General features: G+C 68.9%; 25 protein-coding genes and 2 pseudogenes. 16 read left to right on the top strand and 11 right to left on the bottom strand.

The window, feature by feature from the left end:
* Positions 1-87: 87 nt before the first annotated feature.
* The 8 genes and pseudogenes from G3I77_RS38300 to G3I77_RS38265 all read left to right on the top strand — a co-directional run bounded on the left by G3I77_RS38300 (position 88) and on the right by G3I77_RS38265 (position 7,129).
* The gene (locus G3I77_RS38300; protein WP_248511548.1) at positions 88-1,161 is read left to right on the top strand and encodes a hypothetical protein; all 1,074 of its coding nucleotides are present in this window, start codon (positions 88-90) and stop codon (positions 1,159-1,161) included.
* Positions 1,158-3,353 (top strand): hypothetical protein, encoded by a 2,196-nt coding sequence (locus tag G3I77_RS38295; protein ID WP_248511546.1) that lies wholly within the window; start codon positions 1,158-1,160, stop codon positions 3,351-3,353. Before G3I77_RS38300 ends, G3I77_RS38295 begins: the two co-directional genes overlap by 4 nt.
* A gap of 356 nt (positions 3,354-3,709) precedes the next feature.
* Entirely contained in the window at positions 3,710-4,096 is a 387-nt protein-coding gene (locus G3I77_RS38290) for an RRQRL motif-containing zinc-binding protein (protein WP_248511601.1), read from the top strand.
* 21 nt (positions 4,097-4,117) lie between these two features.
* Positions 4,118-4,615 carry a Pycsar system effector family protein gene (locus G3I77_RS38285; protein ID WP_248511544.1) on the top strand — a complete coding sequence of 166 codons (498 nt, stop codon included), beginning with the start codon at positions 4,118-4,120 and terminating at the stop codon, positions 4,613-4,615.
* Positions 4,616-4,733: 118 nt separating this feature from the next.
* Positions 4,734-5,834, top strand: coding sequence for a hypothetical protein (locus G3I77_RS38280; RefSeq protein ID WP_248511542.1), 1,101 nt, complete (start codon positions 4,734-4,736; stop codon positions 5,832-5,834).
* Positions 5,831-6,184: an ASCH domain-containing protein gene (locus tag G3I77_RS38275; protein WP_248511540.1), complete on the top strand. Its 354-nt coding sequence runs from the start codon at positions 5,831-5,833 to the stop codon at positions 6,182-6,184. Before G3I77_RS38280 ends, G3I77_RS38275 begins: the two co-directional genes overlap by 4 nt.
* 105 nt (positions 6,185-6,289) lie before the next feature.
* Positions 6,290-6,661: pseudogene (locus tag G3I77_RS38270) on the top strand (transposase); the annotation flags it as partial.
* Between the two features lie 57 nt (positions 6,662-6,718).
* A complete protein-coding gene (locus tag G3I77_RS38265) occupies positions 6,719-7,129 on the top strand; it encodes a hypothetical protein (RefSeq protein WP_248511532.1) in 411 nt (136 codons plus the stop codon).
* Positions 7,130-8,110: 981 nt separating this feature from the next.
* Here the strand turns inward: G3I77_RS38265 and G3I77_RS38260 are convergent.
* The 3 genes from G3I77_RS38260 to G3I77_RS38250 all read right to left on the bottom strand — a co-directional run bounded on the left by G3I77_RS38260 (position 8,111) and on the right by G3I77_RS38250 (position 10,842).
* Positions 8,111-8,677, bottom strand: a complete 567-nt coding sequence (locus tag G3I77_RS38260) for a hypothetical protein (RefSeq protein ID WP_248511530.1) — start codon at positions 8,675-8,677, stop codon at positions 8,111-8,113.
* 13 nt (positions 8,678-8,690) lie between these two features.
* Positions 8,691-9,842, bottom strand: coding sequence for a DegT/DnrJ/EryC1/StrS family aminotransferase (locus G3I77_RS38255; RefSeq protein ID WP_248511528.1), 1,152 nt, complete (start codon positions 9,840-9,842; stop codon positions 8,691-8,693).
* A 421-nt stretch (positions 9,843-10,263) separates the two neighbouring features.
* Positions 10,264-10,842, bottom strand: coding sequence for a hypothetical protein (locus G3I77_RS38250; protein ID WP_248511526.1), 579 nt, complete (start codon positions 10,840-10,842; stop codon positions 10,264-10,266).
* Between the two features lie 621 nt (positions 10,843-11,463).
* On the opposite strand from G3I77_RS38250, the gene G3I77_RS38245 reads away from it, so the two are divergent.
* The 3 genes from G3I77_RS38245 to G3I77_RS38235 all read left to right on the top strand — a co-directional run bounded on the left by G3I77_RS38245 (position 11,464) and on the right by G3I77_RS38235 (position 14,703).
* Positions 11,464-12,729, top strand: coding sequence for a ParA family protein (locus G3I77_RS38245; RefSeq protein WP_248511524.1), 1,266 nt, complete (start codon positions 11,464-11,466; stop codon positions 12,727-12,729).
* Entirely contained in the window at positions 12,726-13,805 is a 1,080-nt protein-coding gene (locus tag G3I77_RS38240; RefSeq protein ID WP_248511522.1) for a ParB/RepB/Spo0J family partition protein, read from the top strand. The genes G3I77_RS38245 and G3I77_RS38240 overlap by 4 nt, the downstream gene beginning before the upstream one ends.
* 616 nt (positions 13,806-14,421) lie before the next feature.
* On the top strand, positions 14,422-14,703 hold the full coding sequence (locus tag G3I77_RS38235) for a hypothetical protein (protein WP_248511518.1): 282 nt from the start codon (positions 14,422-14,424) through the stop codon (positions 14,701-14,703).
* 1 nt (position 14,704) lies between these two features.
* On the opposite strand, the gene G3I77_RS38230 is transcribed toward G3I77_RS38235, so the two are convergent.
* Together G3I77_RS38230 and G3I77_RS38225 are read right to left on the bottom strand one after the other, a co-directional pair.
* Positions 14,705-14,908: a hypothetical protein gene (locus tag G3I77_RS38230; protein ID WP_248511516.1), complete on the bottom strand. Its 204-nt coding sequence runs from the start codon at positions 14,906-14,908 to the stop codon at positions 14,705-14,707.
* Between the two features lies 1 nt (position 14,909).
* Positions 14,910-15,242: a hypothetical protein gene (locus G3I77_RS38225; protein WP_248511514.1), complete on the bottom strand. Its 333-nt coding sequence runs from the start codon at positions 15,240-15,242 to the stop codon at positions 14,910-14,912.
* 63 nt (positions 15,243-15,305) lie between these two features.
* Here G3I77_RS38225 and G3I77_RS38220 point away from each other — a divergent pair, with 63 nt between their 5' ends.
* Complete coding sequence (locus G3I77_RS38220; RefSeq protein WP_248511512.1) at positions 15,306-15,641, top strand: DUF6233 domain-containing protein; 336 nt, start codon at positions 15,306-15,308, stop codon at positions 15,639-15,641.
* On the opposite strand, the gene G3I77_RS38215 is transcribed toward G3I77_RS38220, so the two are convergent.
* On the bottom strand, positions 15,638-16,558 hold the full coding sequence (locus G3I77_RS38215; RefSeq protein WP_248511510.1) for a Ku protein: 921 nt from the start codon (positions 16,556-16,558) through the stop codon (positions 15,638-15,640). The two genes, G3I77_RS38220 and G3I77_RS38215, sit on opposite strands and share 4 nt — an antisense overlap.
* A 223-nt stretch (positions 16,559-16,781) precedes the next feature.
* On the opposite strand from G3I77_RS38215, the gene G3I77_RS38210 reads away from it, so the two are divergent.
* Positions 16,782-17,441, top strand: a complete 660-nt coding sequence (locus G3I77_RS38210; RefSeq protein ID WP_248511504.1) for an HNH endonuclease family protein — start codon at positions 16,782-16,784, stop codon at positions 17,439-17,441.
* Between the two features lie 140 nt (positions 17,442-17,581).
* Here G3I77_RS38210 and G3I77_RS38205 read toward each other — a convergent pair whose 3' ends face one another.
* The 4 genes and pseudogenes from G3I77_RS38205 to G3I77_RS38190 all read right to left on the bottom strand — a co-directional run.
* On the bottom strand, positions 17,582-18,088 hold the full coding sequence (locus G3I77_RS38205) for a lamin tail domain-containing protein (RefSeq protein WP_248511503.1): 507 nt from the start codon (positions 18,086-18,088) through the stop codon (positions 17,582-17,584).
* Between the two features lie 626 nt (positions 18,089-18,714).
* Positions 18,715-19,332 (bottom strand): hypothetical protein, encoded by a 618-nt coding sequence (locus G3I77_RS38200; RefSeq protein ID WP_248511502.1) that lies wholly within the window; start codon positions 19,330-19,332, stop codon positions 18,715-18,717.
* A 386-nt stretch (positions 19,333-19,718) separates the two neighbouring features.
* Complete coding sequence (locus G3I77_RS38195; protein ID WP_248511501.1) at positions 19,719-20,243, bottom strand: hypothetical protein; 525 nt, start codon at positions 20,241-20,243, stop codon at positions 19,719-19,721.
* 92 nt (positions 20,244-20,335) lie between these two features.
* Positions 20,336-20,548, bottom strand: a pseudogene (locus G3I77_RS38190) (transposase); the annotation flags it as partial.
* A 98-nt stretch (positions 20,549-20,646) separates the two neighbouring features.
* On the opposite strand from G3I77_RS38190, the gene G3I77_RS38185 reads away from it, so the two are divergent.
* From G3I77_RS38185 to mobF, 3 genes are all read left to right on the top strand, one after another.
* Positions 20,647-22,017 (top strand): NucA/NucB deoxyribonuclease domain-containing protein, encoded by a 1,371-nt coding sequence (locus G3I77_RS38185; protein WP_248511500.1) that lies wholly within the window; start codon positions 20,647-20,649, stop codon positions 22,015-22,017.
* Between the two features lie 34 nt (positions 22,018-22,051).
* Complete coding sequence (locus G3I77_RS38180) at positions 22,052-22,555, top strand: hypothetical protein (protein WP_248511491.1); 504 nt, start codon at positions 22,052-22,054, stop codon at positions 22,553-22,555.
* A 333-nt stretch (positions 22,556-22,888) separates the two neighbouring features.
* Positions 22,889-24,853, top strand: a complete 1,965-nt coding sequence (gene mobF, locus G3I77_RS38175; RefSeq protein ID WP_248511489.1) for a MobF family relaxase — start codon at positions 22,889-22,891, stop codon at positions 24,851-24,853.
* Positions 24,854-25,058: 205 nt separating this feature from the next.
* Here mobF and G3I77_RS38170 read toward each other — a convergent pair whose 3' ends face one another.
* Positions 25,059-25,628: a hypothetical protein gene (locus G3I77_RS38170; RefSeq protein ID WP_248511481.1), complete on the bottom strand. Its 570-nt coding sequence runs from the start codon at positions 25,626-25,628 to the stop codon at positions 25,059-25,061.
* Positions 25,629-25,673 lie beyond the last annotated feature (45 nt).

The following is a 25,673-nucleotide window of genomic DNA, read 5'->3' as shown; positions in this document are numbered from 1 at the left end:
TCCGCCCCCATGCGGATGTCGGTGCGCCGGGGCCAGCCGGTCTCCCCACCCCGGCCGGCCTGGCCATGAATCTAAGGAGGTCCGATCGTGTACTCCCTGACGCCCGGTTACCGCGTGCCCGCCCTGCAGCGCGGACTCAGCCCCGCCGAAACGATGCTCACGAAGGCCAATGCCGGGCTCGGGAGCGCCATCCTGATGTCGGCAATGATCACCCCGCCACCCGTGTGGACGTTCGGCGCGGTCGGCGCGGCTGCTGCCCTGCTGAACGTGGCGCCCGGGCCGCGCTCGATCGCCCGCTGGGCGGCGGTCGGTTACCGGCACCTGCGGGAGCGCACTGCGCCGCCCGGAACGTTCACCCGGCCGGGAGCGACTGCGACATGGGCGCTGTACCCGGGTCACGGCGTGATGCAGGACGCGGCACAGCGCGAGGCCTGGCGTACCGCCTTCTCCCGGGCGCTGACCTTCGCGGGTGGCCAGGCCCGGAACGCTGGGGTGCAGGTGCACGTCACCCACCACGCCACCGTCGACGACTACACCACCCACACCCAGACCATCTCGGTGCACGTGCCCAAGGGGCTGACGGGGCAGCCCACTCGCCTGCTCGACACCCTGGCGGGCGAGTTCGCCAGGCTCGGATCCCTCACCCCGCTCGACCCGGCCCCCCTGCCCGAGGTGATCGAGCGCGGCCCGGGATGGGTGGCTCTGGACGATGGCCGCTACGCATCGACGGCCCGGATCACTGCCTGGCCGGACGAGACCGACGGCGACTTGATGCCGCGGCTGCTGCTCGGGCAGGGCTCGGACCGGTCCTTGGCGGTGCTGTACCGGCCGCTGCCGGCCGCGCAGTCGCGCCGGTCGGCCAAGTGGCAGTCCGCCGCTTCGGAGGCCTTCACGACCGACAAGATCAAGGCAGAGGCGCAGAGCCTGGCCAGCGGAGCCACGCACGGCGCCCTGGTCCAGGGCGCCACGCTCGTCGACCTGGACGCCTACCTGACGGTGTGGGGCGACAGCCCGGAGGCCGTCACTGATGCCCGCTGGCAGGCCGTCCTGACCGGCGACCGCCACCGGATCCGGCTGGACTGGCTGCCCGGCCAGCAGCACCGCGCGCACGCCATGACCACCCCGCACGGGGCAGCCACGCAGAAAGGGGCGATCCTGTGATCCGCCTGCCCTCCACCCACGCCGCGATCACCGCGCCGCTCGTCGCCTCCAGCGTCCGCTTCCCCGGCATCCCGATCGGCCGGTCCCTGCTCGACGGCCGGCGCTTTCACCTCTCCCCCGTCCAGACAGACCACCGCCTGCTGCCGTCGACCAACAGCATCGCGCTGGGCGGGCTCGGCTCGGGCAAGAGCACAACCGCGAAGACGCGGATCCGCCGCGAGATCATCGAGCACGGCCACCAGGCCGTAGTCATCGACAGTTTCGGCGAGGATCAGTCCGGCGAGTGGTCGGCCCTGACCCGCTCGCTGGGTGGCCGTGTCATCGAGGCCGGAGCCTTCACGCTCAACCCCTGTTCCTCGCTATTCCCGCGCGAGGTCCGCGAGCAGCTGGTGCGCTCCCTGATTGCCGCTGTGGAGCCCGCCGCGCTTACCCCGCAGTCCACCCACGCCCTGCAGCACGCGCTCACCCACCCCAAGGCCACGTCGCTGAACGGGGTGATGGACGCGCTGGTGACGCCTGAGGACGGCCGGTGGCCGGCCGCGAAGCTGACCGAGTGGGGTGAGGGCGTGGCCATCGCCCTGTCCCGCTACACCGAAGGCTCGCTCAGCGGCCTATTCGACGGCCAGGACGCCAGCCTCCCGGAGGTGGACCTGCCCATCCTGAGCTTCGACTTCTCCCGCCTGGACCGCAACAGCCCGGCGATTCCGTCGCTGATGGCCGCGGTGTCGTGCTGGGCGGAGCAGGTGTGGCTGCCCCAGTCCATGGCCGTGCACCGGCACCTGGTCCTCGAGGAGGCATGGCAGATCCTGCTGTCCCCCGCGACGGCCGAACTGATCCAACGGCTGCTGAAGAACAGCCGTAAGGCGTCGCTGTCGCTGGACGTGGTGATGCACACGCTGTCCGACCTCGGCGAGGGCAAGGCCCAAGACCTTGCCAAGCTGTGCGAGATCGCCCACGTCGGCCGTCTCGGCCCAGAGGAGGCCGCCGGCGTCGGCGCGCTGCTCGGGCTGCCCGCCTGGGCCGTCGAGCGCATCCCCGGCCTGGGCCCGGGGCAGGCGGTGTGGAAGGTCGGCCCCGACTACGTCGACATCATCCAGACCGTCCTCACCGAAGAAGAGGCCCGGCTCACCGACACTTCCATGCGGCGCCGCAAGGCGCAGCAGGCCCTGGCCGTCGACCACGACACCATCGTGGAGCCGGAACCGCAGGAGACGGAGGGCCAGTACGGCACCGAGCATGACGACCAGCACTCGGAGCACCTGCACGAGCTGCTGGAGCCGGTGCTGGGCGAGAGCGTTGCCGTCGAGGCGGAGGGCTGGGATTGGGAGATGCCTCCCAACGTCATCGACAGCCGGCACCGGGACGCTTTGCAGGCCGCGCGGGAGGGCCGCTGTGGCGAGGCGGCCGACTTGGCCGCCCTCGGAGAACGGCACGACATCGCCGCTCACGGCATCAACTCCGACCAGGCCGTCTCCTGGCTCGCCACCCGGGCCAAGGTGGCGGAACTGTGCGGGAACTTGGACCAGGCGATCCAGCTGCGCGCTACCGTCGCACGCATGGGGAAAGACGTCGAATGGTTCGAGCAGACCGAGGGCGCACGCACGGAGCCTCAGTGGCACCGCGGGCCCGAACCGGCCGTCCCTGAGGCGCCCACCGGCTACCTGGAGCCGGTGAAGAAGCAGCGGCGCACGTGGCCCTACGTCGCCACCATCGCCACCCTGGCTCTCGCCGTGGGGATTGTGCTGCAGAACGCTGCGGATGACAAAGAGCAGCGTGAGCGTGCCAGAAAGGCAGCCGCCTACAAGGGCGTCTCAGCGGTACATGTCGACATCGACGGAGTTGAGACCGAAGCTGCGGCCAAGTGGAACAAGGACGGTACCTCCGTCGTCCTGTCAGTCGTGGTCGACCCGGATGAAGAGCCCAAGTTCGTCCGGGTCGATTCTGGCGAGCGTAAGGCGCAGGAAGTGTTGGCGCCTCTTAAGGAGGGCCAGTTCGCCATGCCGACCCGTCTTGAAGTCAAGGTGCCGGTTCAGGACCGCTACCAGGCCGTCCAGATGACTGTCGCTGTGGGTGGGAAGGACTGGAAGAAGAGCACTCGAGCCCCGGGACGGACCATCGAGTTCCGTCCCGATCGGACCGCCATCGACGCGGAAACCGGCAAGTCACTCAAGCAGTACTACTCGCACCTCTGACGGACGATCAATCTCCACACCGGATGCCCCGCACATGACCGTGCGGGGCATCGGCGTTCTTCCGGACGCTCCGTCTCGTCCTCTCACCCCGGGCCGCGCCGCAGGGTGAGAGGACGGTGCAGGCCGCCCGGTCCTGACGAGCACAGCCCATCTCCCGGCAGCACCTCACCGCCCCGTCGGTCTGACCGACGGGGCGCACTGCTGCGCCCAGACATCCGGAGGTACCGACGATGCTCACCCCACGCCCACGCCGCCGCATCGGCCGGCCGCGCCCGCACCGCCCCGGCCCCCGCTACCCCCACCGCCCAGGCCACCTCCCCAGCGCCTGGGGCGCGAGGTGACCGCGCAGGCGCGGCCTGGTACCGGAGTACGACTGGCGCACCGCCCCGGAAGGTCTGGCCACGCGCCGCCAGCTGCGCGCCAGAGGGCTTCGCCCCGGCGGGCAGGAACCGGCCGCGGTCCTGCGCTGCAAGGCCTGCGCCACCCGGCCGCAGCGCGTGTGCACCCGACCCGCCTACCTGTACCGGGTCGACCTGGCTCTGCCGGTCCGCCCGATGACGCTCGCCAAGGAAGCCGCGCTCGACAAGGCCATGGCGGCCCGGACGACGTGTCCGAGGTGCCGGCGCCGCTATCACCACGTCCTGCCCTTGCGCACCCTCGGCTCCTGCCTGGAGTGCCACGACGGCACCCCGGCCGACCCTGCCACCTACATCACCCCACCCGGCCACAGCCTGGCGGCCTGACCCACGAGAGGACTTCGGCCCATGCCGACACCGACCACATCGACCGCCACCGGACCGAGCACCCCGACCGTGGACAAGGCCCTGGACGACGCCTGTCACGACGTCGAAGCGAAGATCGGTCGCTGCGACTCGAAGGCCTCGCTGTTGCTGGCCTTCAACGGCGCGGTTCTCGCCGGACTCGCCAGCGCCGCCGACAAGGACTTACCGCTGCCCGCCCAGCTCGCCGGCGGCGCCGCCGTCCTCGCCCTCGCCGCCTCGGCTGTGCTGCTGCTCCTGGTCGTGCGCCCCAACCTCGGCGGCCGCGGCCGTGTCGTCCGCGAGGGCTTTCCCTGCTGGGCGCAGCTGAGTGAGGACGACCTGTTGCATGCGATGCGGCAGGACACCCGCGCCACCCGGGTCAAAGCGCTGTCCATCATCGCCGTCGCCAAGTTCGAGCGCCTGGCCCGCGCGGTCGACATCATCCTCGCCGCTCTCGCCCTCCTCCTGGTCGCCGCGATCCTCACGATCGTCGGCCCCTGAAGCGCCCGGCCGACGCGGCCGGTTCCGCCTCCTGTGACCCCACTCCCCCGGCCCGGCTGTCCCCCGGGACCGGCCCACGCAGTCACAGCAGCTCACTGACATGAGACGAGGCACCCGCATGACGCTCATCAGCCCGAACACCGTCCTTGCGAACGCCCTGACGAACGTGGAGGACGTCCTCGCCCCGCGCATCCGCGCCAGCAGGCCGCAGCGGATCGCCCTGGTGGTGGGCACCCAGATCAACGGTGCACCGCACGCCGGCACCTCGCTGGTGCATTCGATGGCGTTCGCCACGGCCGCCCGACTCCACGACCGCCACGGCCTGCCCGTGGAGGTCCGCTTCTCGGCACTGGACAACGCGCCGCACGAGCTGGTCACCGACCCCGTATCGGGGAACCGCTACCAGCGGGCCTACGCCCAGGCCCTCGGTACGGACGGCATCGCCCGCCTGGTCGGCACCCTCTACCAACCCCTCTTCGACGCCCTCTCCGAGAGGCTGGCTGTGCCGTACGGCGTGGAGACCTACTCGCAGCAGCAGGCGACCGGCCCGTTCCGGGAAACGTGGCTGCGGGTGCTGCCGCGCCTGGACGCCGCAAGTCTCTGGCTGGCTCCCTCCACGGGGGTGCCGCACCTGCGGGTGCCCTGCCCGCACTCCTGCGGATGGGCGGAGAAGTACGCACAGCGCACCCGTGTGGAACGCGTCGGCCGCGGCTTCGCCCGTGTGTCGGCGGTCTGCCTGCACCACGGCCCCTACGCGGCCACCGTCACACCCACTGGCGGCGGCTACCTCGACCTCGCCACGCTCTACCGCAACATGGTCAAGGAACTCGCCGCGCTCGCGGAGGCCGACGTCCTCCAGGTCATGGTCAAGGGCACCGACTGGATGCCCGGAAGCCTCCTCGTCGACGGCGCCCTCCAGGCCGTGGGTCTGACCCGGGGCCAACTGCCCGCTCGGCTGTTCTGCCCGATGATCGTCGCCGAGACGGGCGCCAAGCTCTCCAAGAGCCTCATCCGCTCAGGGGAGGCGGCGTTGCCCGCAGGTGCCGAACCGTGGATGCTCGACACCCGGAAGTGGCCCGGCACCGTGGGAGAGTTCGCGGACCGCCTGCTGAACCTGGCGGAACTGCTGCTGTCCCACCCCCGGCACTTCTTCCGCTCGTACTCAGCTGCGGAGCTGTCGCGGCTGATGTCCTTACCCGCAGGGAGCCCGGCTACATGAGCACCACCTCAGCCCGCGTCATCGAGCTGAACCTGTACCCCCAGTACTTCGACCTCGTGGCCACCGGCCGCAAGACCCGGGAAGTGCGGGTGAAGTACCCGAAGTTCGACGGCCTGGCGGTCGGTGACCTGATCCGGTTCGCCGTGAAGGGCACCGATCGGTCATGCATGACGCAGGTGACACGCGTTGCCGAGTACGCCTCGTTCGAGGAACTCCTGGACACCGAAGGGCCCTCCCAGGTGAACCCCGAAGCGACCCGTGAGGAGCAACTGGCCAACATCCGGCGCATCTACCCGCCGGACAAGGAACGGCTGGGGTGCCTGGCCATTGGTATCGAGCTGGTTGATTAACCCCACACGAGGCCCTCGGCTGCCCCTCGCTTGAGGGGCAGCCGGGGGCCTTTCCGCGTTCCGGACCCGTCGACGACCTGATGCGCCGAAGCGCACGAGGACGCCGCGCGGATCCTGGCCGAGATCGGGGACGACCGCGCTCGCTTCGCCGACGCCCGCGGCCTGAAGGCCTACGCCGGCTCTTCACCCACCACCCGAGTCTCGGGCAAGAAGTCCGCCATCACCAGACGGTGGGTGAAGAACGACCGGCTCAACCACGCCGGCTACCTCTGGGCCTTCGCCTCATTACAGGGGTCTGCCGGTGCCAACGCCCACTACCGGCGCAGCCGCGAACAGGGCGACTGGCAGGCGGCCGCTCAGCGCCACCTCTTCAATCGGATGATCGGCCAGCTCTACCACTGCCTCCAGCACCGAGAGCGCTTCGACGAGTCAGCAGCCTTCCCTGTGGGGATCAAGGACGCAGCACAGGTTGCATAGTCTCGGCCCCGGAAAGGTGAGGAGGACCTACGGCTCTCGTGACTAGCCTCCCAAGGCATGAGCAGTAACCAGCCTCCTGTGTCGGAATGCTTCATCGGCGAGTTCCGGGAACTTGCGCATGGCCGCCCTGACGGGCCCTCGCTGCGTGCTGCCGTACGTGACGAGGGAGATCAGGACGATCAGTCTCTCGCGCGGTATCTGCGCGAAGGGGCGGTCCTTGCTGCCACCGGTTCCAGCGTTCACGACATCCTCAGCCCTGGGCATGAGCTGATCGGCGGACTGTCCTTGCTCACCGACGGCCAGTGGTTCTGGTACTCGGACCTCGCCCACTACGTCGAGCGCTACCACGTCACCCTGGACAAGCGGTTCATCCAGCACGCCCGAAGCCGGAACTGGAGCCCGCCGCACCTGACCCACGACGAGCTCGTCGAAATCGGAGAGACTATGTTCGACGACGAAGGCGCCTGACCTCACCGCTCAGGCGGCCTGACTTGACGGCGTAGCAACGTGAGGTGTCTGCCATCTGATGGGATCAGCCATCGTGGCGGTAGGAACGGCTGCCCACCGGCCCCGGAAAGCCGATGCCAGGGCGCTCCCGGAAGGGGCCGCCATAGGATCACGGGGATGACCAGTCGTTCGTCATGCCAAAGGGGCTGTTAAGGCCGAACAGCGCCCCAGGCGCCGGCGGCAACCTTTCCGGAGCTGGAAGCGGTCACCGGGTGAGTCACGTGGTGGACGACCCACACCCGCTTCTCCCCGGCCGACCTGCTGGACGCCGACGACGAACAGTTGCGTCTCAGCGCCTTCGGCTACGAGGTCATCGCGGACACCACCGTGGCGGCCACCGTTACCCGAGAACGGGCGGGCCCTGATCTTGAGAGCATTCTCTGAACCCCTTTCTAACTCCTTCTTGGCGAAGAAGGCCGGCAGGGGCGAGCGGGTGGTGTGTGGCAGGCCCGAGCCATAGGGGATGTCCGCCCAGTCCATCCTGCCCGCGAAGCCCGCAGCCCCTTGCCGCGGGTGAACACCGAGTGCAACCAGTACGCGGGCGTCCGCCCGGCGTGCTGATGGCACGCACCAGACGCAGTAGGACTCGCCCTTCGGGCGGACAACGCGACGTTGCGGACACCCTAGGACGGTTCCCCGGAGTCGCGCCGCTGTCGGATCGCTTCCCGGACCCGGGACGGCGAGTTGTGGATGCTAAGCAGTTCCTCTGTGGGAAGGATCGCGGCCTCGCACCCGTCCCTGTGGGCGAAGTGGGCGGGGGACTTCCTGCGGAGCAGTCCCTGGGTGCTCTCCTCGTGGAAGATGCCGTCGCAGAGGGGACAGTAGGTGTAGTAGTTCTGCGAGGGCGTCTCACAGTCTCCTCCGCACCCAAAGCCTGGATCGGCGCCGCTCATGTCGTCACATCCGTTCCTCGTCTTGGCGGACGGGCTGCCTGTGGTGTGGCTAGGGGGATCCGGACCTTTGGCTGTGCCAGATCCGGGCCGTTGAGATCCCTTCCGTGGCGGCGGAGACCGCGGCGACACCGGACGCTGTCCAGCGGAGGAACGCTTGCCAGAAAGTGGCATCCTCGGGGGGTGCGAGGGCCAGGCAGGCGCCCAGACCCAGGGTGACGACGCCCAGGTTGTAGGCGTTGGTCGCACCCCGGACGGTCGCGCGCCACTTCTTGAGCCCGGCGTGCTGATGCTGTTTCAGGACCGTGTCGGGCGGACGGTCCGCGGTCCCGAACCAGTCGTCGATGTCGGCGGCGCTGAACAGATGCGCCCGCGCGTTGAAGCTGCGTTGGATCGAGAACACGAACAGCGTGACGCAGATGGTCAATGCCAAGACCGCTGCGTCCGGCCACCGCAGTTTGTCGCCGTCAGCGAGGATGACGCCGATCGCGGTGATCGCGGCGGCGGCCAGCAGGGGAGCCGCGACGAAATGGATGGATTCCGATGCCGCGATGTAGCCGATCCGCTTCGGGACCGCCCATCGCTCTTCGCCCGGGTCCCGGCCGGAAGGTGAGGACAAGACATCGCTCCTTTCAAGGCCCCGTGCTTGGGGGCCAGTCGGAGTGCTCCGTCACCGCGGCCGCTACTCGGCGAGCGTCCCGGCGGCGCATGCCCGGGTGGTAAGGAACGCATACGTTGCTGCGCAGCAGCCGTGTCAGTTCCGGGCCGTCGGGCCGGGGCACATCCGAGAACGCGGGATGAGAGGTCCACGGGAAGGCGAACATCACGTTGGTGCGGATGCGCCGCGAGTTCAGGTTCTTGCGCAGCAGAGCCGCCTCGCCCGCTGAACGGGTGCGGATCGTGAAGCGTCCCCACGTGTCCTGGGGTACGCGGCCGGGCGGAAGCCAACGGGCCAGAGACGACGCGTACTCCTCGGCCAGCGACCGCAGCCGGTCACGGATCTGGTCCCGGTGGACGAACCGTGCCACGGCGGCAGCGGCGGCGAACTCGCTCAACTCCCGGCCACGACACAGGACATCGCCCTCCTGCCAGCGGCTCTCCTGACCGCTGTGCGAGCGACGCATGGCCAGCCGGTCGGCGATACGGCCTTCGCGTGTGAGCACCACCCCTCCGCCGGCCGCGCCCATTGGCTTGATGGGATGGAAGGAGAAGACGGCACCGTCGCCCCAGGTACCCGGGCCACCGGCCGGAGCTGCGTCCGGAAGCAGGTACGCACAGTCCTCAACCACCGTGCAACCGGCCTTACGCAGCCGCGTGATGGACTGCATCGCCGCACGGCCGACCATGCCCGCGTGGTGAACCCACACCACGATCGGCGCCTCGTCCTGGACCTCCCGCCGACATGCCTCAAGAGCCAGACACAGATGGATGTCGTCGATCTGCGCTGCGACCAGTCGGGCGCCCAGCCGCCGGGCGAGCGCGGGAATGGACGGAAAGCAGTTGGCCGGGACGACGACCGTCCGGCCCTGTCCGACGCCGTAGTGCTCCAGCAGGAGTTCGAGCCCGTCCATGCCAGAGGAGACGGCGACCGCGTGCCGGTCGAACGACTCCCGGAACCGCCTCTCCAATTCCCGCGTCGCCTCGCCGCCCACCATCTCCCCACGCCGTAGCGCGGTCCGCATGGCCCTGGTGGAACGCCAACGGTCCTTCCGCGGCACATACGTCCGCCAGACCGGCAACTCCTCGTCCCCGCGCGGCCCGTGTACCGCCTCCCCCAGCTTCACACCCACCAGCATGCCCGTTTCGGCCCAAGATCAGCACAATGAGCGGTCGGAAGTCCGTCGCCGCCAACGTGTCCTGATCTCCACCCGCGTCGGCCCGTCGTGCCAGGTGCAGAACACCGACACCCGGCCCGCACCCAAGGAGAACTCCAGGCGGATCCACAACTCCGTCTTCCACACCTGCATCGACTCGCTTCTCCACCCGCCGACCTGCCGGACGGAGGCGAGTGGTGGCGCAGACATCGGCCCACCACCTGCCGATCCGGGGCCGTAGGCTTTGTCTTCTTCCTGTAGTCGGCGGGAGGCCGAGAGCGCGGCCCGACGAGGTGTTCTGCCCAACGGAGTGTCGTGGCAGACAGCGGGACTTCGGCTTCTACCGCCCGGCCGGGCCACCGAGGACTGCCAAGTCGCGAAAGTGGGTCCACTACTGCTGATGACACGGGCAGGGACACCCGGCCCCTCCACAGATTCCCGCGCTATAGGCACGGTCGACCAACCCTCGTTCCTGTAGGGCAAGCAGCAGCTTGCTGAAGCCAGAGGTCGAGTCCCCATCGGACACCTCTTGGGCAGAAGACTCGGCAAACTTGCGACGCGCGATGGCGAAGCCGCAGGCGTACTCGGCTACGTGCCACGCAACGAGTGCATCGAGGTAGTCGGCCGCTTCGTTCCGCGGATCACCAGAGCGGACAACGCCTCGTACTAAGGCCGTGCGGCCGGCTTCGATCCGTTCAAAACACCACAGCAACGTGAAGTAGGAGGTCAGGGCCTCGTTCCAGTCCACAGGGGCCGCTGCAGCGCCGAAGCCGCCGTAGTGAAGGCTCCCGATGACCTTGCGGGCTGCAGCCACTTCACCGGTGGTCAGATCATGGTGCAAAGCTCGAGCAGCTTCGAAGCGTGCCCGTTGATGCTCAGACCGGAAAGCGACAAGGGCGACGACCACGGCGGCTAACGCCAGCACCGTCGAGGAGACCCCCGCCAGGGCTGACCAATCGTCGGCTCCCACGCGTACCTCTTCTCCTGAGAGGGGCCGCTCCCCCGGGCGACTTCTGCAGTCGGACCCATTCCTATCCGTCCTTGCCCAGCGCCATGCAGCCGCTGTGGCTGCCTCTGTGTCCGTGTGGCAGTGGTACTCCGCAGGCAAGATCTCCTCGGGTTGAGGGCCAACTCGAGGGCTCGTTCGACCAAACCTCTGCCGTGAGTGGCCCCCAGCCGCTGGCGGAAGCGGTCCCCCAGGCTCTGGCTATTACGCCGTAATAGAAGCGGGCTGCCTGCATCCAGACGTGCCGGGCCGCGCGGTACGCCTGCCTTCATCGACGAAGCAAGCGGCATGACCTACTCGTCTCGACGTCCGTCCGCGCGGAGAGATGCTCAGTCTGGCCTGAGCGTGACCGCCTCAACGAAAGAGCCACCGTAGCCCCCGGTCGGTGAAGGCAGACGGAGCAGTGGCTCCGCGGGTAGCGGTGTTCGCGCGCAGCCCGTTCGAAACCGTCCCCGCAGCCGTACGGGGAGCTATTACGCCGTAATAGCTCCCCGGCGGGCGTGAGCCTCCCTGACGGGCCAACAGGTAGCTAAACTAACGTGTCAATGGCAGCAAAGGATCATGAACGTTAGTATGGTGTCCTCCATGAGTTCGCCAGCCACCTCCAGCGACCGCGAGAAGGTCGTCTCCAAACTGCCGGGATGGCTCCGGCAGAACCTCAAAATCAGAGCCGCCCAGCACGGCATCGAGATCCAGGCCGCCGTCGAACAGGGCATCACCGACTGGTGCAATCTGGCCTCCTCCTCCGCCCAGGTCGACACCGCCGGCGCAAGTTCCTTCTCCACCTTCCTCCCCCAAGGCCAATGGGAAGAGTTCACACGCACCGCAGCCGACCGCCGTGTCTCCCTCGTCCAAGGCCTCGCCCAGTCCGTTCAGCTGTGGCTCGACACCAACCCAGCACCTGACGTCGAACGGCCCTCCATCACCCGGCGCATCATCGTCTGCAACCAAAAGGGCGGTGTCGGCAAGACCGCCATCACCGCCGGCCTCGGCGAGGCCCTCGCCGAAGACCCCAACGCGCTCTACGCCGTACGCGTCGCCAAGGCCCTCGCCAAAGCCCTACGCGCCAGTGAGGTGCACGAGGAGCACGACGGGCAGGAGACTGATCCTCTCGACGTGGAGAACCTGCCCGGGCTGGGACAGCGCGTGCTGTTGGTCGACTTCGACCCTCAGTGCCACCTCACCAACCAACTGGGCGCCACTCCCCTGCCGATGAACGGCGACAGCCTCACCAACCACATGGCAGGCGACGCCAAGGGTGACCTGCGCGACCTCATCGTCTCCGTCGATGACGAGGCCTTCGGAGGACGGCTCCACCTTCTGCCCGCCTGCAACGACGCCTTCCTCCTCGATGTGCGCCTGTCCGCAGTGCGTGCCCGCGAAGCTGCCCTGGAGCGCGCCCTCGCCCCCCTCGAAGACGACTACGACGTCATCGTCGTCGACTGCCCACCTAGCCTCGGCCTCAGCATGGACGCCGCTGCCTACTACGGGCGCCGCCGCGAGGGCGAGGCCCCCGGCCAATCCGGTGCCCTGATCGTCGTTCAGGCCGAAGACAGCTCTGCCGACGCCTACGACCTGCTGACCACGCAGATCGACGACCTGCGCGCCGACCTCCAAGTCGACATCGACTACCTCGGCATCGTCGTCAACCTTTACGACTCCCGCCGCGGCTACATCGCCACCTCCTCCCTCCAAGGCTGGGTCGACATAAAGGACCCGCGAGTCGTCGGCCTCATCGGTGACCTCAAGGAACAGAAGGAAGCAGTACGAGTGAAGAAGCCCCTGTTGTCATACGCGCCGAAGTCGCAGCAGGCGATCGGGATGCGTGCCCTGGCGCGGGAGGTGTCGTGAGCAAGGCCAGCCAGCTGGGAGCCGGCCGCTTCGGCGGGGGAGCGCGGCCTGTCAGCGCCCGCCGACAGGCCGTCGCAGCGGCGACCGGTGTGCCCACCGACGGCGTTGCACCTCCCACGGAACTCCCCCCACAGCGGATCAGCCTCAACCCGGACAACCCCCGCTCGAGCCTCGGAGACCTCACCGACCTCGCAGGCAGCCTCCAGACCCACGGGCAGAAGCAAGCGATCACGGTCATGAACCGCGACGCCTACATCCAGGCCAACCCGGAGCGTGAAGCCGACCTCGAAGCGGACACCACCCACGTCGTCATCGACGGCAGCAGCCGGCTCGCTGCTGCACGCGACGCCGGCCTGGCCACCATCAAGGTGATGGTCAGCGACGACCAGGGCGCCAACTCGGAAGAGCTCCTCGAAAGCGCCCTCGTCGCCAACATCCACCGCCAGGACCTGTCAGAGCTGGACGAAGCCCGAGCTCTGCAACGACTCCTCGCCATTCACGGCAGCCAGACCGCCCTGGCGAAGAGGCTCCACCGCTCCCAGGGGTGGGTGTCACAACGCCTCGCTCTACTTGGCCTCACTCCTGAGCTACAGGCCCGTATCGGTGAAGAGCCCATCGATCTGCTGCGTGCCGTGGGAAGCAAGCCCCCTGAGCAGCAAGAGCCGGCACTCGCGGTGCTCAAGCAGGAACGAGCCCGCAAGGAGACGGAGAAGCGGGAGCGGAAGCGCAAGACGCAGACCAGGGGCGATGCTCCAGATGCTCGGGCTGACGGAACACCCGACGGCTATTACGACGTAATAGAGGACGGCAGTGCCGACGGACTGTCCTCCTCTATGGAGCGCGAGGCCGCTGATGGTCAGGCATCCGCAGGGGAGAGAGCGCCAAATCTTCCTGCACAGTCCTCCACCGCTGCTGACTCCGCTGGGGGAGGGGAGCAGCGGCCCAAGCGATTCCCCTACGAGGATGGTGTGTCCGCGGCGCAGCATCTGATCCACAAGATGCCGCCGGACGAGTTCGACAAGATGCTGGACCGGCTCATTAAGCACAGGGAGGGCCAGGCCATCTCGGCCGGTTGACCCCGACCCCCGCCTTCTCGGCATGAGGGCCGGCCCCCCCCATCTGGGGGGCCGGCCCTCATGCCGAGAGCGGTGTGCAGGGGGCTGATTCTCGGCTCCGGCGCGACTCGGCAGGGCACTGACGTGAGCCCCGGCATCGGCGGGGACCAGGCCGTCCTTCTCCAGCATTCGATGTGTCTCATGGGGCTTCGACAGCGAGGCCTTGCCCTCTGACAGACTTGCGGCAGCAGGCAGAGCTGTACGAGCGGGCCACCGAGCAGGACTTGCCCGGCCGGTCGAACCTGCCCGAGCCCATGCTCAGCACCCCTGTCCTCCAGCCCGACCTGAGGCCCGGCTGGGCCGCGGAGGCGAAATGGGACGGTTCTCCAGACACTTGATCCACGGCATGGTCGCGAGTCAGGCAGCGCTCGTCTTCTTGCGGCGGCTTCCTGTTCGGCTGAGAGCGTCGATGAGGTTCCCTCGCCCTGGCGTGTTCACCCAACCGAGTAGGCCCCGGTCCGGCGCAGCGCCGTCACTGCTCGCGGCACTACCCCGGCAGCCGACCGAGCCGCCGGAAGCCTGCACGCCCTCGGGGATGAGGCCGCCGGGCCTCGTGCGCACCTTAAGATCCCTGCTCGTGGCACACACTTTCGAAGAACTCGTGCTGATGCAGAGCGCCGCCGATGAGGCGCACACCGCCGTCGGACAGCTCCAGGACCAGTACGGTCCACCCACCCAGACCGCCTGGACCGACGAGCAGCAGACCTCGTGGGAGACCGCCTGGCGGGTCTGGCGCGGCCTCGCCGACGATGTTCAGGCCGCGGTCACGGCTCATGCGAAGGAGCAGGGCGCCGCGCGCCACCAAGTGGAGGCCGACGTGAAGAAGGCAGCACGCCACCCCGACCTCGTGGCTGGCTGACCTACGAGCCCTCCGGCCAGCTCGCGAGCACCCGCTCGCCATCGTCGGAGCGCTCGGTCAGAACGATCCGGGCACCGTCGATGCTGCCCCACGAGCCGATCCACGACAGGTACTGGTGCTCGGCCGTGGGCTGCTTGCCCCACCAGCCGTGCATCACCGGCTTCCCGCCCGCACTCAGGATGAGGTGGAACCGCTCGTCGTCCACGTCACTCACCTTCCCACCCGCTCTCGTCGGTGTAGGTGTGCAGCCTCAGCCGCGCGTCGGCCGCAGCTTCTCGCAGCTCCTCGAGGAACCGCGTCGGCGGCACAGGCAGTGTCGGCGGTGTCGCGAGGAAGCACTCCCGGCATCGGTCGAACCAGCGGGGCCCATGGTCCGGATCATGGATCACGCCGCTGGTGCGGGACGGCTGGCCGCAGGCGGGGCAGGGCGGCTCCTGCTGCATCCGCGCCCAGGTCTGGGCGCGGCGAGGCGCGGGTGGCGCAGGGGAGAGGGAGGCCGGGTCGACGCCCAGCTTGCGGGCGGCCTCCTCGCCATTCATGCCTGCTCCTGCCCTTGGGGGTGAGGGTGGGCTGTGTGGCGCCCCGATCATAGAATCGAACGCATGAACGATACAGGGGCGTCGCGACTCGCGCTGCTGCGCTTCCTGGAGCGTGTGCAGGAGCGCGACCTGGTCCGCACCCGCAGGTGGATCGCCGATGAGGAACGCCGCGAGGCGGAGCGGCGCGTCGGCGAGGCGCGGCGCCCGCCGGCACCCGAGTGGTTGATCGAGCGCGGCCTGGACCGCAAGAACACCGTCGCCCTACACACGGGCGAGTGCTGGGACCCGGGCAAGCGGGCGAAACCGGCGACCAGGGCGCAGGCGATCGAGGCACTGCGCCATCAGGTGCCGGCATGCTCGAAGTGCAGGCCGGACACGGCGCTCGGCATCGTGGACTAGGCGCTGCGCGGCCGGCGCCCGGACGTCTTCTTCGCCGCGGCCTTCTTCGTGGTCTTCTTCGCGGCGGTCTTCTTGACCGGCTGCTTCTTCGCGGTCTTCTTCTTCGGCAGCTCGTGCACGTCGGCGTCCTCGCCGCGCGAAGCCCGCGCCTTCTCCACGGACTCGGTCAGGGCGGCCATCAGGTCGACGACCTGTCCCGGCTTCGACTCCGGCTCGGCAAGCTTCGGCGGCTCACGGTGCTCCCGCTTGGCCTCGATGATCTGCTCGAGGGCCTCGGTGTAGGTGTCCTGGAACTCCTCACCTTCAAGGTCCTCGCGGGTCATGCTGTCCATGAGCGCGAGGGCGCCGTCGACCTCGTCGTCGCTGAGCTCGACGGGCGGCGGCAGCAGCTCCTCCGGCGACCTGACCTCGTCGGGCCAGCGCATCGCATGGAGCACGATGGCGTCTTCGCGGACCCTGAGCAGGCCGAGGCGCTCGCGGCCGGACCAGGCGTACTTCGCGACGGCCACCTTGCTGGATCGGGCGAGGGCCATGCGCAGCAGCTTGTACGGCTTAGCCGCGACCTGCCCGCTCGGCGCCAGGTAGTAGCCCTCGCCGATCTTCAAGGGGTCGACGGAGTCCAGGGGCACGAACGCGACGATCTCGATGGCCTTCACCGTCGGCAGCGGCAGGTCCCGCAGCTCCTCGTCGCTGATCGGGATGACCTGCTCCTTGGTCAGCTGGTAGCCCTTGCCGATCTCGCCTTGGTCGACCTCGCGGTCCTCGATCTCGCAGTACTTGCGCACCCGCACCCGGCCCATGTCCTCCAGGTGGTACTGGTGAAACCTGATCGAGTGTTCTTCGGTTGCGCTGGCCACGGAAATCGGCACGGTGACCAAACCGAAGCTGATCGCGCCGCTCCAGATGTTTCGGGGCATGACAGACCTCCGTGGCTACCCCGAGCAACACCAGGCTATGAGCGCAACCTCAGTCGCGCACGTGCACGGGCGCGCAGCCCGCGGCTCTTCCGTCCTGTCGGGCGCCCGCCTCGCTCCCGACGTGGCGCTTGCGCACCGGCCCGGTATGACCATTGCACCCACACAGGGGGCGCACTGGGCAAACCGCTGATAGCGCCCCGTCGCGCCTCGCTATCAACAGCTCATGCTCAAAGCCGTGCTGCGCGGCCTGGCCGCCGCCTCCCTCACTGTCCTGCCCCTCACCGTCTCAGCGCCCGCCCACGCGGCAGAGACCCTTCCCCTGACCGAAGCCGTCGCCGCCCTGCCCCTGGGGACGGAGTCCCGGGACGGCTACGACCGGGACGCCTTCCGCCACTGGAACGCCGGCGCCAACCCCACCGACGGCTGCAACACGCGCGCCGAAGTGCTGATCTCCGAGGCCGTCGAAGCACCGGCGGTTGGAGCCAACTGCCGTCTGACGGGTGGGAGCTGGTGGTCGTACTACGACCAGGTGTGGGTGACGTCAGCCTCCGGCCTGGACATCGACCACATGGTGCCCCTGGCAGAAAGCTGGGACAGCGGTGCGTCGGCGTGGACGGCGCAACGCCGTGAGGCGTACGCCAACGACCAGGGTGCGGCCACCAGCCTGGTCGCGGTCACCGCCCGCTCGAACCGGTCCAAGGCAGATCAGGATCCCGCCCAATGGCTGCCGCCTGCCGCCGAGGTGCACTGCCGGTACGTCGCCGAGTGGGTCGCAACCAAGCTCCGCTGGAGTCTTGCGGCCGATGAAGCCGAGGTGGCGGCCCTGCGCGAGGTGGCGGCCGGCTGCCCAGAGCAGACCGTGACGTACGAGCCGGCCGTATAGGAGCGCCGCGCGCCGCACGGTTCACCTGCCAAGCGCCAGGGTGGTTCGAGTAGACGAGACGCGCCCGGCCGGGGAGGCCGGGCGCGTCCATGTTCTCTCGAGGCGTGGGTGAGGCCTGCAGCCCTCGCCCGCAGGGTGGGTCAGCGGTGGTGGCGACCGCCGTGGTGGTGGCCGCCGCCGTGGCGGTGGTGGCCCCAGGATTCGTCGTCGATGAAGCGTCCGTGGTCGTTGCGGAGGGTGGCGGTGTCGGAGTGGTTGTCCCAGACGTAGTGGCGGCGGTCCTGGTAGAGGTCGGTGTCGGTGTCGCGGCCGTGGCCGGTGTGGATGCGGACCGTGGAACGGCCTTCCAGGCGGTAGTGGTCGAAGGTGTAGGTGCGGCCGTCCTCGTCTTCGAGGGTCCAGCCGTCGAGGTTGACCGCGCGGCGGGCGGTGTTGGTGACCTCCACCCACTCGCGGTTCAGGGAGCGGTTGGAGCGGTCGTCACGTCCGGGGGAGTCGTACTGGACAGCCGAGATCTGCACCTTCGACCGCTCGGGGCGGGCGTGGTCGGCGGCGGATGCCGGCAGCGTGACCACCGATACCAGGGCGCCGGCGGTGAGTGCGGCGGCGGCGAGACGGCGGGCGGTGACAGAAGCGGAAGCGGACATCAGGTCCCCTCACGTGCGGACACCCTCCCCGGACAAGCCCTTAGGGGCCAAAGCCGGGGACGTTGGTGCGGTGTGCGGTTGCGACCGGCTGGCCGCACACGCACTCTGTCCACGCCGTGGAGAAATTGAGGGGAAAACATGACCCCTGTTACCTGTTGTCCAACTTTCTATGACTCTCACATGTAACATCCATCTATAAGCCGTGGGTGCAAAGTTGACGCGCCGACAGATCCACACCCCTTGCAGGATTGGGGTGCGTGGTCTGTTCGCCAGGTTGCACCCCCCAGCGGCTCGGGACGTCACCCGAAAGTGAGTAACAGAGCCGCTCAACGCCGCCACCGTCGGCACACCCCTACTTGGAGGGGGCCGAGCGCCGCTCACGACGGGGGAACTCGTCGGTGCCGTCGATGTCGCCGAGCGGAGCTCGGACGCGCACGCGAGGCGCGACGCCGGCCGCCGGCCCGTCGTCGACCGCGCCTCGCGACCAGAGCGGGCCGATGTCGTCGGCTCGGCGGGCCGACGCACGCCGGTCTGCCGCGCCCGGTCGACGGTGACACTCCGGCCGCTGCGCGGTTGCGCGCTTGGTTCGGTGCAGTGGTGTCGAGCCGGCTGCCGACGGTAAGTGCTTAGCTCCGCAGGCCGATGAGGGCCCAGTCGCGGCGGGCGGCCTGGCTGACGACGTCACCCCATTCGGTGACGAGCCGGGAGAACGAGGGGAAGTCCTTGATCCAGCCGATGGGTTCGGTGAGGTGACGGTCGAAGGGCTCGCGCAGTGAGCCGAGGTGCGGCTCGACCTGCCCCCAGAAGTGATGCAGCGCCGCTACCTCTTCCGGCAGCAGCCAGAGCATGACGTCGAGCCGGGAGGTCCAGTCACAGGTGCCCGGCTCCACCGTCGGTGAGAAGTCTGACGTCTCGGAGGCGTAGGTGGAGCCGTCCCAGAACAGCGGGGCACTGAACTGGTCAAGAGCGTCCCGCAGCGGCGCGTCGACGAAGGCGCGCAGATCGTCCCAGCGTTCGCCGGCCCAGAAGTGCGCTTTGTACGAGGTCATGGTGTCGAGGAACTCGTAGCGCGCCCACCACCGTGCCTGCGTGGGGTCGGGCCATGTCCACCCCGGCGGGAGGTTGTAGTCGTACGCATCTTCCGGGTCGAACGCGGCCTCCTGGACCAGGTCCTCCCGCTGCTTGGCCGGCACCGACTTCAGATGGGCCCAGTCGACGATCAGGACCTCCATGCATACGCCCATGCGGTCAGCATACGAACCGGCTGGCCACCGGCTTGGAGGCGTCTCGAGGAGCGCCGCCAGTCTCGTGCCCCCTCCCGGCGGCCCTGCAGGGAGAGTGCCGGCAGGTCCGCACAGGGGACAGCCTTGCAGGTGGGCGGCCCGCGATCCCGAGCAGCTGCATGAGGAGCGGATGGAAGAACGGTGCCGTCTCGATATGCCCCTCACCCAGTCGAGGGAGGAGGCGACGTATCGGGCGGCCCCGGCCAGGGCCCGCGCGGAGAAGCGCGCCCGACGCCGAGGCTGACGGCTCGGCTTAGGCACTCGGGGGGAACGGGAGCGGGCCCCACGAGAACGTGGTGCCGGAGAAGTCGCGTCGCTAAAGCTGACGGTTCCGCCGGTGCCAGCTCTCAATCTTCATGCGACACACCGAGGTCGTGGCGCATAGCGGTTCTCATAGTGCGGAGCATCTCCCAGACCTCGTACTGGGCCTGGGCCGCGGTCTCCATCGTTTCGCCTGGTTCGGGGGCACCGCGTTCGAGGCGCTTGACCTGGCCGTAGACCTTGTTCAGGGCTTGGTTGACGACACTCGCTCGCCTGAGTACTTCTTCGGGGGCGATCATCTGTGCTTCGGAGTATCGATCGCGGTGCGTGTTCTTCGCTTCCTCGAGTGCGTCGCTGTCGGCCTCCTCCACGCCGCGTTCCCTCATGACGTGCAGGTGGCGGTTGAGTGCGGTGGTGAACTGCCGGGCATCCCGGTTGAGTTCCACATAGCAGGTGCGTCGCAGCGAACGGGCCTCGCGGACCTCCTCGTGGTCTCGAACGAGCTCTATCTCCAGGCGCTTCGCTCGTTCGGAGCCGCGCTGGGTGAGTAGCGCCCCTCCCAGGGTTCCCGCGACGCCTGCGACAGCGATGATCACTGAGCTGAGATCCACCGACGTACCCCGTGAAATTCTTCGGCCTCGTGCCCGCTGCACATGGCCCAGGCCGTCAAGTCTGCCGCTCCTCGGTGCGCCGGCGTTTGGTGCCCTTCTTGTGGTGGGCGGGGGCGCCTGTATGCCTCGCCGGTGGCCAGGACTCTGCCCACGTCATGACGGGTTGCTGGGCGGCGGTTCTTCGAACCCGGCGGCCGGCCAGGCCCCGGACGAGACGGTTTCTGTGCACTGGCCGGGGATCCGGTCTTCGTGCACAGGTTCCTGAACCCCCTGCGGACCCGGGCGGGCGTGAGCCTGTTCGGCGGATTGCCCGCGCGAGCGATATCCGAGGACCGATTGTCAGTCCTCTGTGCTTTGATCTCACTGACCCGGCGCGGACACGTCAAATGACCCGGGTGTGTCCGTGCTGCTGACCAACAACAGGGGGTACAACTTGAGAGCGAGATTACTGCTGGCTGCAAGCGCTGTGACGCTGGGACTGCTCGGCAGTTGCCTCAGCAGTGCGCAGGCTTTGGAGGCTGCTGTGCCCGGCTCGGGCGTTGCCGTGCAGGTATCCGGGGATGCGGCTCCGGGTAGCGAGGACCCGATGTCCGAGGACTTGGAGGACGACTCGCAGGACTTGGACGACCTGATCTCCCAGCCGGCCCCAGAGGGCCTCGTAGCTGAGGACCCTGGACCAACGTCGGAGCCCTCGGACGCTGGGGAGTCCGAGCCGGGAGTCCTGGTACCGGATCCGTTGGCAGGGGCGGCGGATGACCAGGCGGCGTGCCGTACGCGGCTGGCGGCCGCGCAGGCAGCTGGGGGCGATGACCCGGTGGCATGCATGTCGTGGAGCACCGACATGTCGGCGTCCGAACTGCGTGCCGCTGTGGATGCCTGGCCCACACCGAACTGGTGTGACGATGGCGCGAGAGGCAAGTGGTATGTCAACCGGTTCAAGGCGTGCGGGATCTTCCCCGGTGATCTGACGATCACGAACCCGCGTACCGGCGCGGTGACCGGCCGCATGCACTACCTCGTCCGTGCCTACGCCTACAGCGTGCGGGATCAGAAGAAGTGGGCGTACCAGGTGGAGCTGATGGAGGTCACCAGTTCCGGTTCGGCCCGGGGTAGCAGTGCCAATGGCGCTGCGAAGTGTGCGGGCAAGTGCAAGGTGATCGAGAGCACCTTTCCTTCCCAGCTGATCAGCCAGAGTAAGGAGCCGGTCGGACAGTTCTTCCAGGAGACCACGATCAAGACCTCACCGAAGGGGCAGAAGGGGGAGGGGCAGGCGAAGGCGGTGTGGCGGTTCACCAACCCTCTATGGGCCGGCCCTACCAACGAGCTCTCGCTGCCGACGCCTCCGGTGCGATGTGACAACGCGGTCCCGGGAACGTCGAAGGCGGGCTGCGTGATGCCGTACATTCCGGAGTTGGTCTACGCGAAGAACGGACCCTACCCGGAGCTCGCCCGGCACATCGAGTACGCGCAGGACACCAAGAATCTTCCCGGCAAGCACGGCACCACCCGCTACCTGACCCGGCTGACGGACAAGGAGAAGAAGAAGGCGAACAACCGGAAGGCGTGCCCGCCGAGCCTGGAGCGCCCGCCGGGCAAGCAGTGCGACGAGTACCCTTTCCAATCGACCTGGCAGGGCGCAGCGACCGGAAGCGGGGACTTCAGCCGGCGGATGATCGACAAGGATCAGAACCGGCTGGGCGGCGGGACCCTGAAAAACTTCTACTTGTTCAACCGCATCCTTGAAAAGGACCGGTTCCTGGTGTGGATCAAGTAGGGTCCCGGCCGTACCGCTGAAAGGAAGCCAGCAGATGAGCCGTCAGGTCGCATACGGCAGCGGTCTCGTGCCGGTCGCCTATCACCAATTCCTCATCAGTGACGAGGACGGACCGGCCGCCGCGGACCTGCCCGCTGTCCACAACGGCCTCATCGAGGTCACCGACGGCGAAATCGTGGTGCTTACCGGTGTCAGTAACGGCGATGTCGACGTCACGGTCACCCTCCACGAGACGGAGCCCGTCCCCAATGACGAAGACTGGCAGGAGATCGTCGAGATCTCCGCGCACTCTGCTTCGGGCGAGCTCATGGTCCGCGCCATGATGGACGACCTGGACGAAGAACTTCCCGTCCTGTCCTTCAACGGCCCTGGCGACTATCGGCTGCGCGTCCACGCCCGCGGTCGCGACACTGCTGTCGACCTGACGCCGGAAGAGGTCACCGAGTGGTACCTCGTTCAGGCCTGGCCTGCATCCCAGCAAGACGTGGCCGTGTTGCGCCAGCGCGACTCATACGGAGCGTCACACCGCGCGCGCTGACCACAGCTCCATGACTGTCTGCTCGCCCATCGCCTTCCGGTGGGCGAGCAGACACGCTTTCACCGCACCGCTGGCAGCGCCCGGCGCGTCCGCTCCGCGCTGCAGGCACTAGGCATCAGCAATGGCACACAGCAGCCAGACGGTACGGCCTTGTTCTTGGCTGAACATGGCCTCGTCCTTCGCTGCCGGAGAGCAATGACATTTACTTCCGGGCCGGGGCCGCTTCCCGCCCGGCGGGCACCTGAGAAGAAAGTTCGGCCGCTGCTCCCGCCTGGCGGGACGTGCCGCTGATCGGTCTTTTCTTGCAGGTCACAGCCGTGTGGCGTGGTCTGCATGACAGTGGATATCAAGATCGTCCGAGCCGGTCAGATGTACCGCTACTACCTGCGCGAGACCGTTGTCGGCGATGGCCGCCGCCCGGCCCACACGCCGCTGCGCGAGGCCCAGGAGCAAGCCGGTGTCCCGGCCGGGCGATGGATGGGGCGCGGCCTGGCCGTGCTCGGATTGGCGCCGGGTGAGGAGGTCACCGAGGCGCAGCTGCGGAACCTGTTCGGCGAGCGGGGACGCCACCCGTACTCGGACCGGATCGAGGCCGACCGGCTCGCCCAGGGCGACTCCCCGAAGAAGGCGTTTAAGGCCGGCGCCCTCGGACGCCGAGTGATGGTGACCGGTGTCGACTTCGTCTTCCGGCCGCAGCCGACGATCTACCTCCTGTGGGCGCTGGGGGATGAGGAGACCCGGCGGGTGATCGAGGCCGCGCACGAGCGGGCGATCGAGCGGGTGCTGGAGTGGATCGAGGACGAGGTGGCGGTGATCCGGTACGGCAAGGACGGCATCTACCGGGTGCGGCCGCCCGGCGGTCTGGTCGCCGCGCGCTTCCGCCACTACGAGGCACGGTCGGGGATGCCCTTGCTCCATGACCATCTGCTTCTCTCCGTGAAGGGGCAGCGCCTGGACGGGAAGTGGGGCTCGATCCACACCCTGGCCTTGCACGAGAACACCGTGGCCGCATCCGCGCTCTACAACGAGCTGGTGGCCGCTGAGGTCTGCGAGGAGCTGGGGCTGGCGACCGAGCCGCGCACCGTCACCCCGGGGCGCCGGCCGGTGATGGAGATTGCTGGGGTGCCGCACGAGCTGATCCGCTGGACCTCCCGGCGCAGCGACCAGATCGCCGCCTGCCTGACCGAGCTGGAGCACGAGTACGTCACCGCCGTCGACGACGACGGCGAGCCGCGGTTCCTGCCCGTGGTCTCCGAGCGGGCCCGCGCCAAGCTGAACCAGATCGCCGCCCGCAAGACCCGCCCGCCCAAGCAGTCGGCCCGACCGCGCGCGCAACTGCGCGCGTGGTGGAAGGCGAGCGCGATCCTCACCTCCGGGGTCGCCGCCGACATCATCACCTCCCTCCTCGAGCACGCCCGCGCCGCAGCCGCGGCGATCCGAGCCCGGGTCGCCACCGTGGTCGACGTCGCCCTGGCGGCCGTCGACGTCACCGCGACCGTGTTCGTGATGAACGACGGCGGCCGCTTCCACCGCCGGCACCTGCTCGCCGAAGCCCGCCGCCACCTCGCCCTCGTCCTGCGCGGCCGCCGCCGCGACCCCGGCCTGGACGACCAGATCGTGGCCGCCGCCATCTCCACCCACTGCCTGGACATCAGCGAGCCGAAGACCATACGCGGCCTGGAGTCCGGCTACCGCCTCTACACCGCCCGGTGGGCCCTGTCCGACCTCCCCGCCCGCCGCCCACCCACTCCCGCGCCCGACCCGGACCGGCAGCCACCGGCCGACCCCGGCGAGCCGGCCGAACCCCGGCCCCCAGGCCAGGACGCGGGGGAGTGGGAGATACCCCGCCTCCCGCCCCAGTACGAGCGCGCCGTCCTCGCCGGCGCGGTGGTGCGCGAGAAGCTGCGCACCACCACCGCCACCGCCGTGCGGGGCTGGGCGTACGACGTCGTCGCCCACCAGCAGGCAGCGATGTCCGAGCAGCTACTCCCGCCCGAGCCGGCTGACCCCGAGCACGACGACCAGCAGGAGCCCGGCCGCCGCGAGGCGATGGACCTGACGGCACTGCGGGCCCTGCGGGAATCCCGCACGGACGTGGAAGCCCTCGATCTCACCGCCGAACGCCTGCGCCACCTCCAGGACGCGTTCACCGAGGCGGCCGACCGGGCCCACACCACGATGAACCGCTACGCGCGCCGCGACGACGCCGAGACGCCGCACCCGGTGCGCGAGGATGACCAGCAGGCGCACCGCCCACAGGAGCCCGGACCGCACCGGGGCCGGGAAGCCGGCCACTGAGTGGACCCGGTGGCGCGCGCACCCTGTGCGGTGGTGCACACCAATGATGTCCCGCATCCACTCCACCGGGTGGAGTCGACCCGGCGGGAGTGGACGCCACCGTGCCCGGCTCCACTCCACCGAGTGGGGTCCACCGGGTGGAGCGGACGACATCAACGGGGGTGGGGCCGCGCATCCACCCGGTGCGTTTCTCCTTGACCACAGCTCAGGTCAAGGAGAAACGCACCGCCTCCACCCGGCCCACTCCACCGCACAACCGTCCACCCGTTGCGCACCACGCCCGCGCGCCGACCGCACCGGTGCGCACACCTCCCACCGAGTGGAGGCGCACCGGATGGACGGTGGCGCGCACCATGGATGGACGCGGTGCGCTACTGGATGGGCGCACCACCGCACCAGTGCGCACCGAGTGGGTGCGCACCACCGCACCGGTGCGCTCCCACCCCGTGCGGTGGTGCGGTAAGGGATGCAGAGACACCACGCTCTCCAGCACCGCACGGGCCCGCGTCACCTGTTCATCGCGCAGCCCCTGCAGAGTCCGGGCGATGTCGGTCGATGCGTCGGCGAGGACCTGGCCGACGAAGTGCGCGATGGTGCGGGCGATCCCAGGCGCGGCAGCCGCAGGGGCGTGCGTGGCCCACTCGCGGATCGTCATCAGGTAGATGACGCCGACCTCGTCCAGGACGAAGGAGTCGGCGCAGGGCTCGGTGTCGCCGGACAGCGCGGTCACGGGGAAGACGATCAGCTCCGCGATGCCCGGCAGCAGTCCCGGCAATTGCTCCACCTCGGGCGCGCGGCCTGGACGTCGCTCCGGTCTCCA

The organism is Streptomyces sp. D2-8 (assembly GCF_023184515.1).
In the GTDB taxonomy this organism is placed as follows: Bacteria; Actinomycetota; Actinomycetes; order Streptomycetales; family Streptomycetaceae; genus Streptomyces.
The sequence above is the reverse complement of the archived record's forward strand: the minus strand, read 5'-3'. Positions and strand labels throughout refer to the sequence as shown.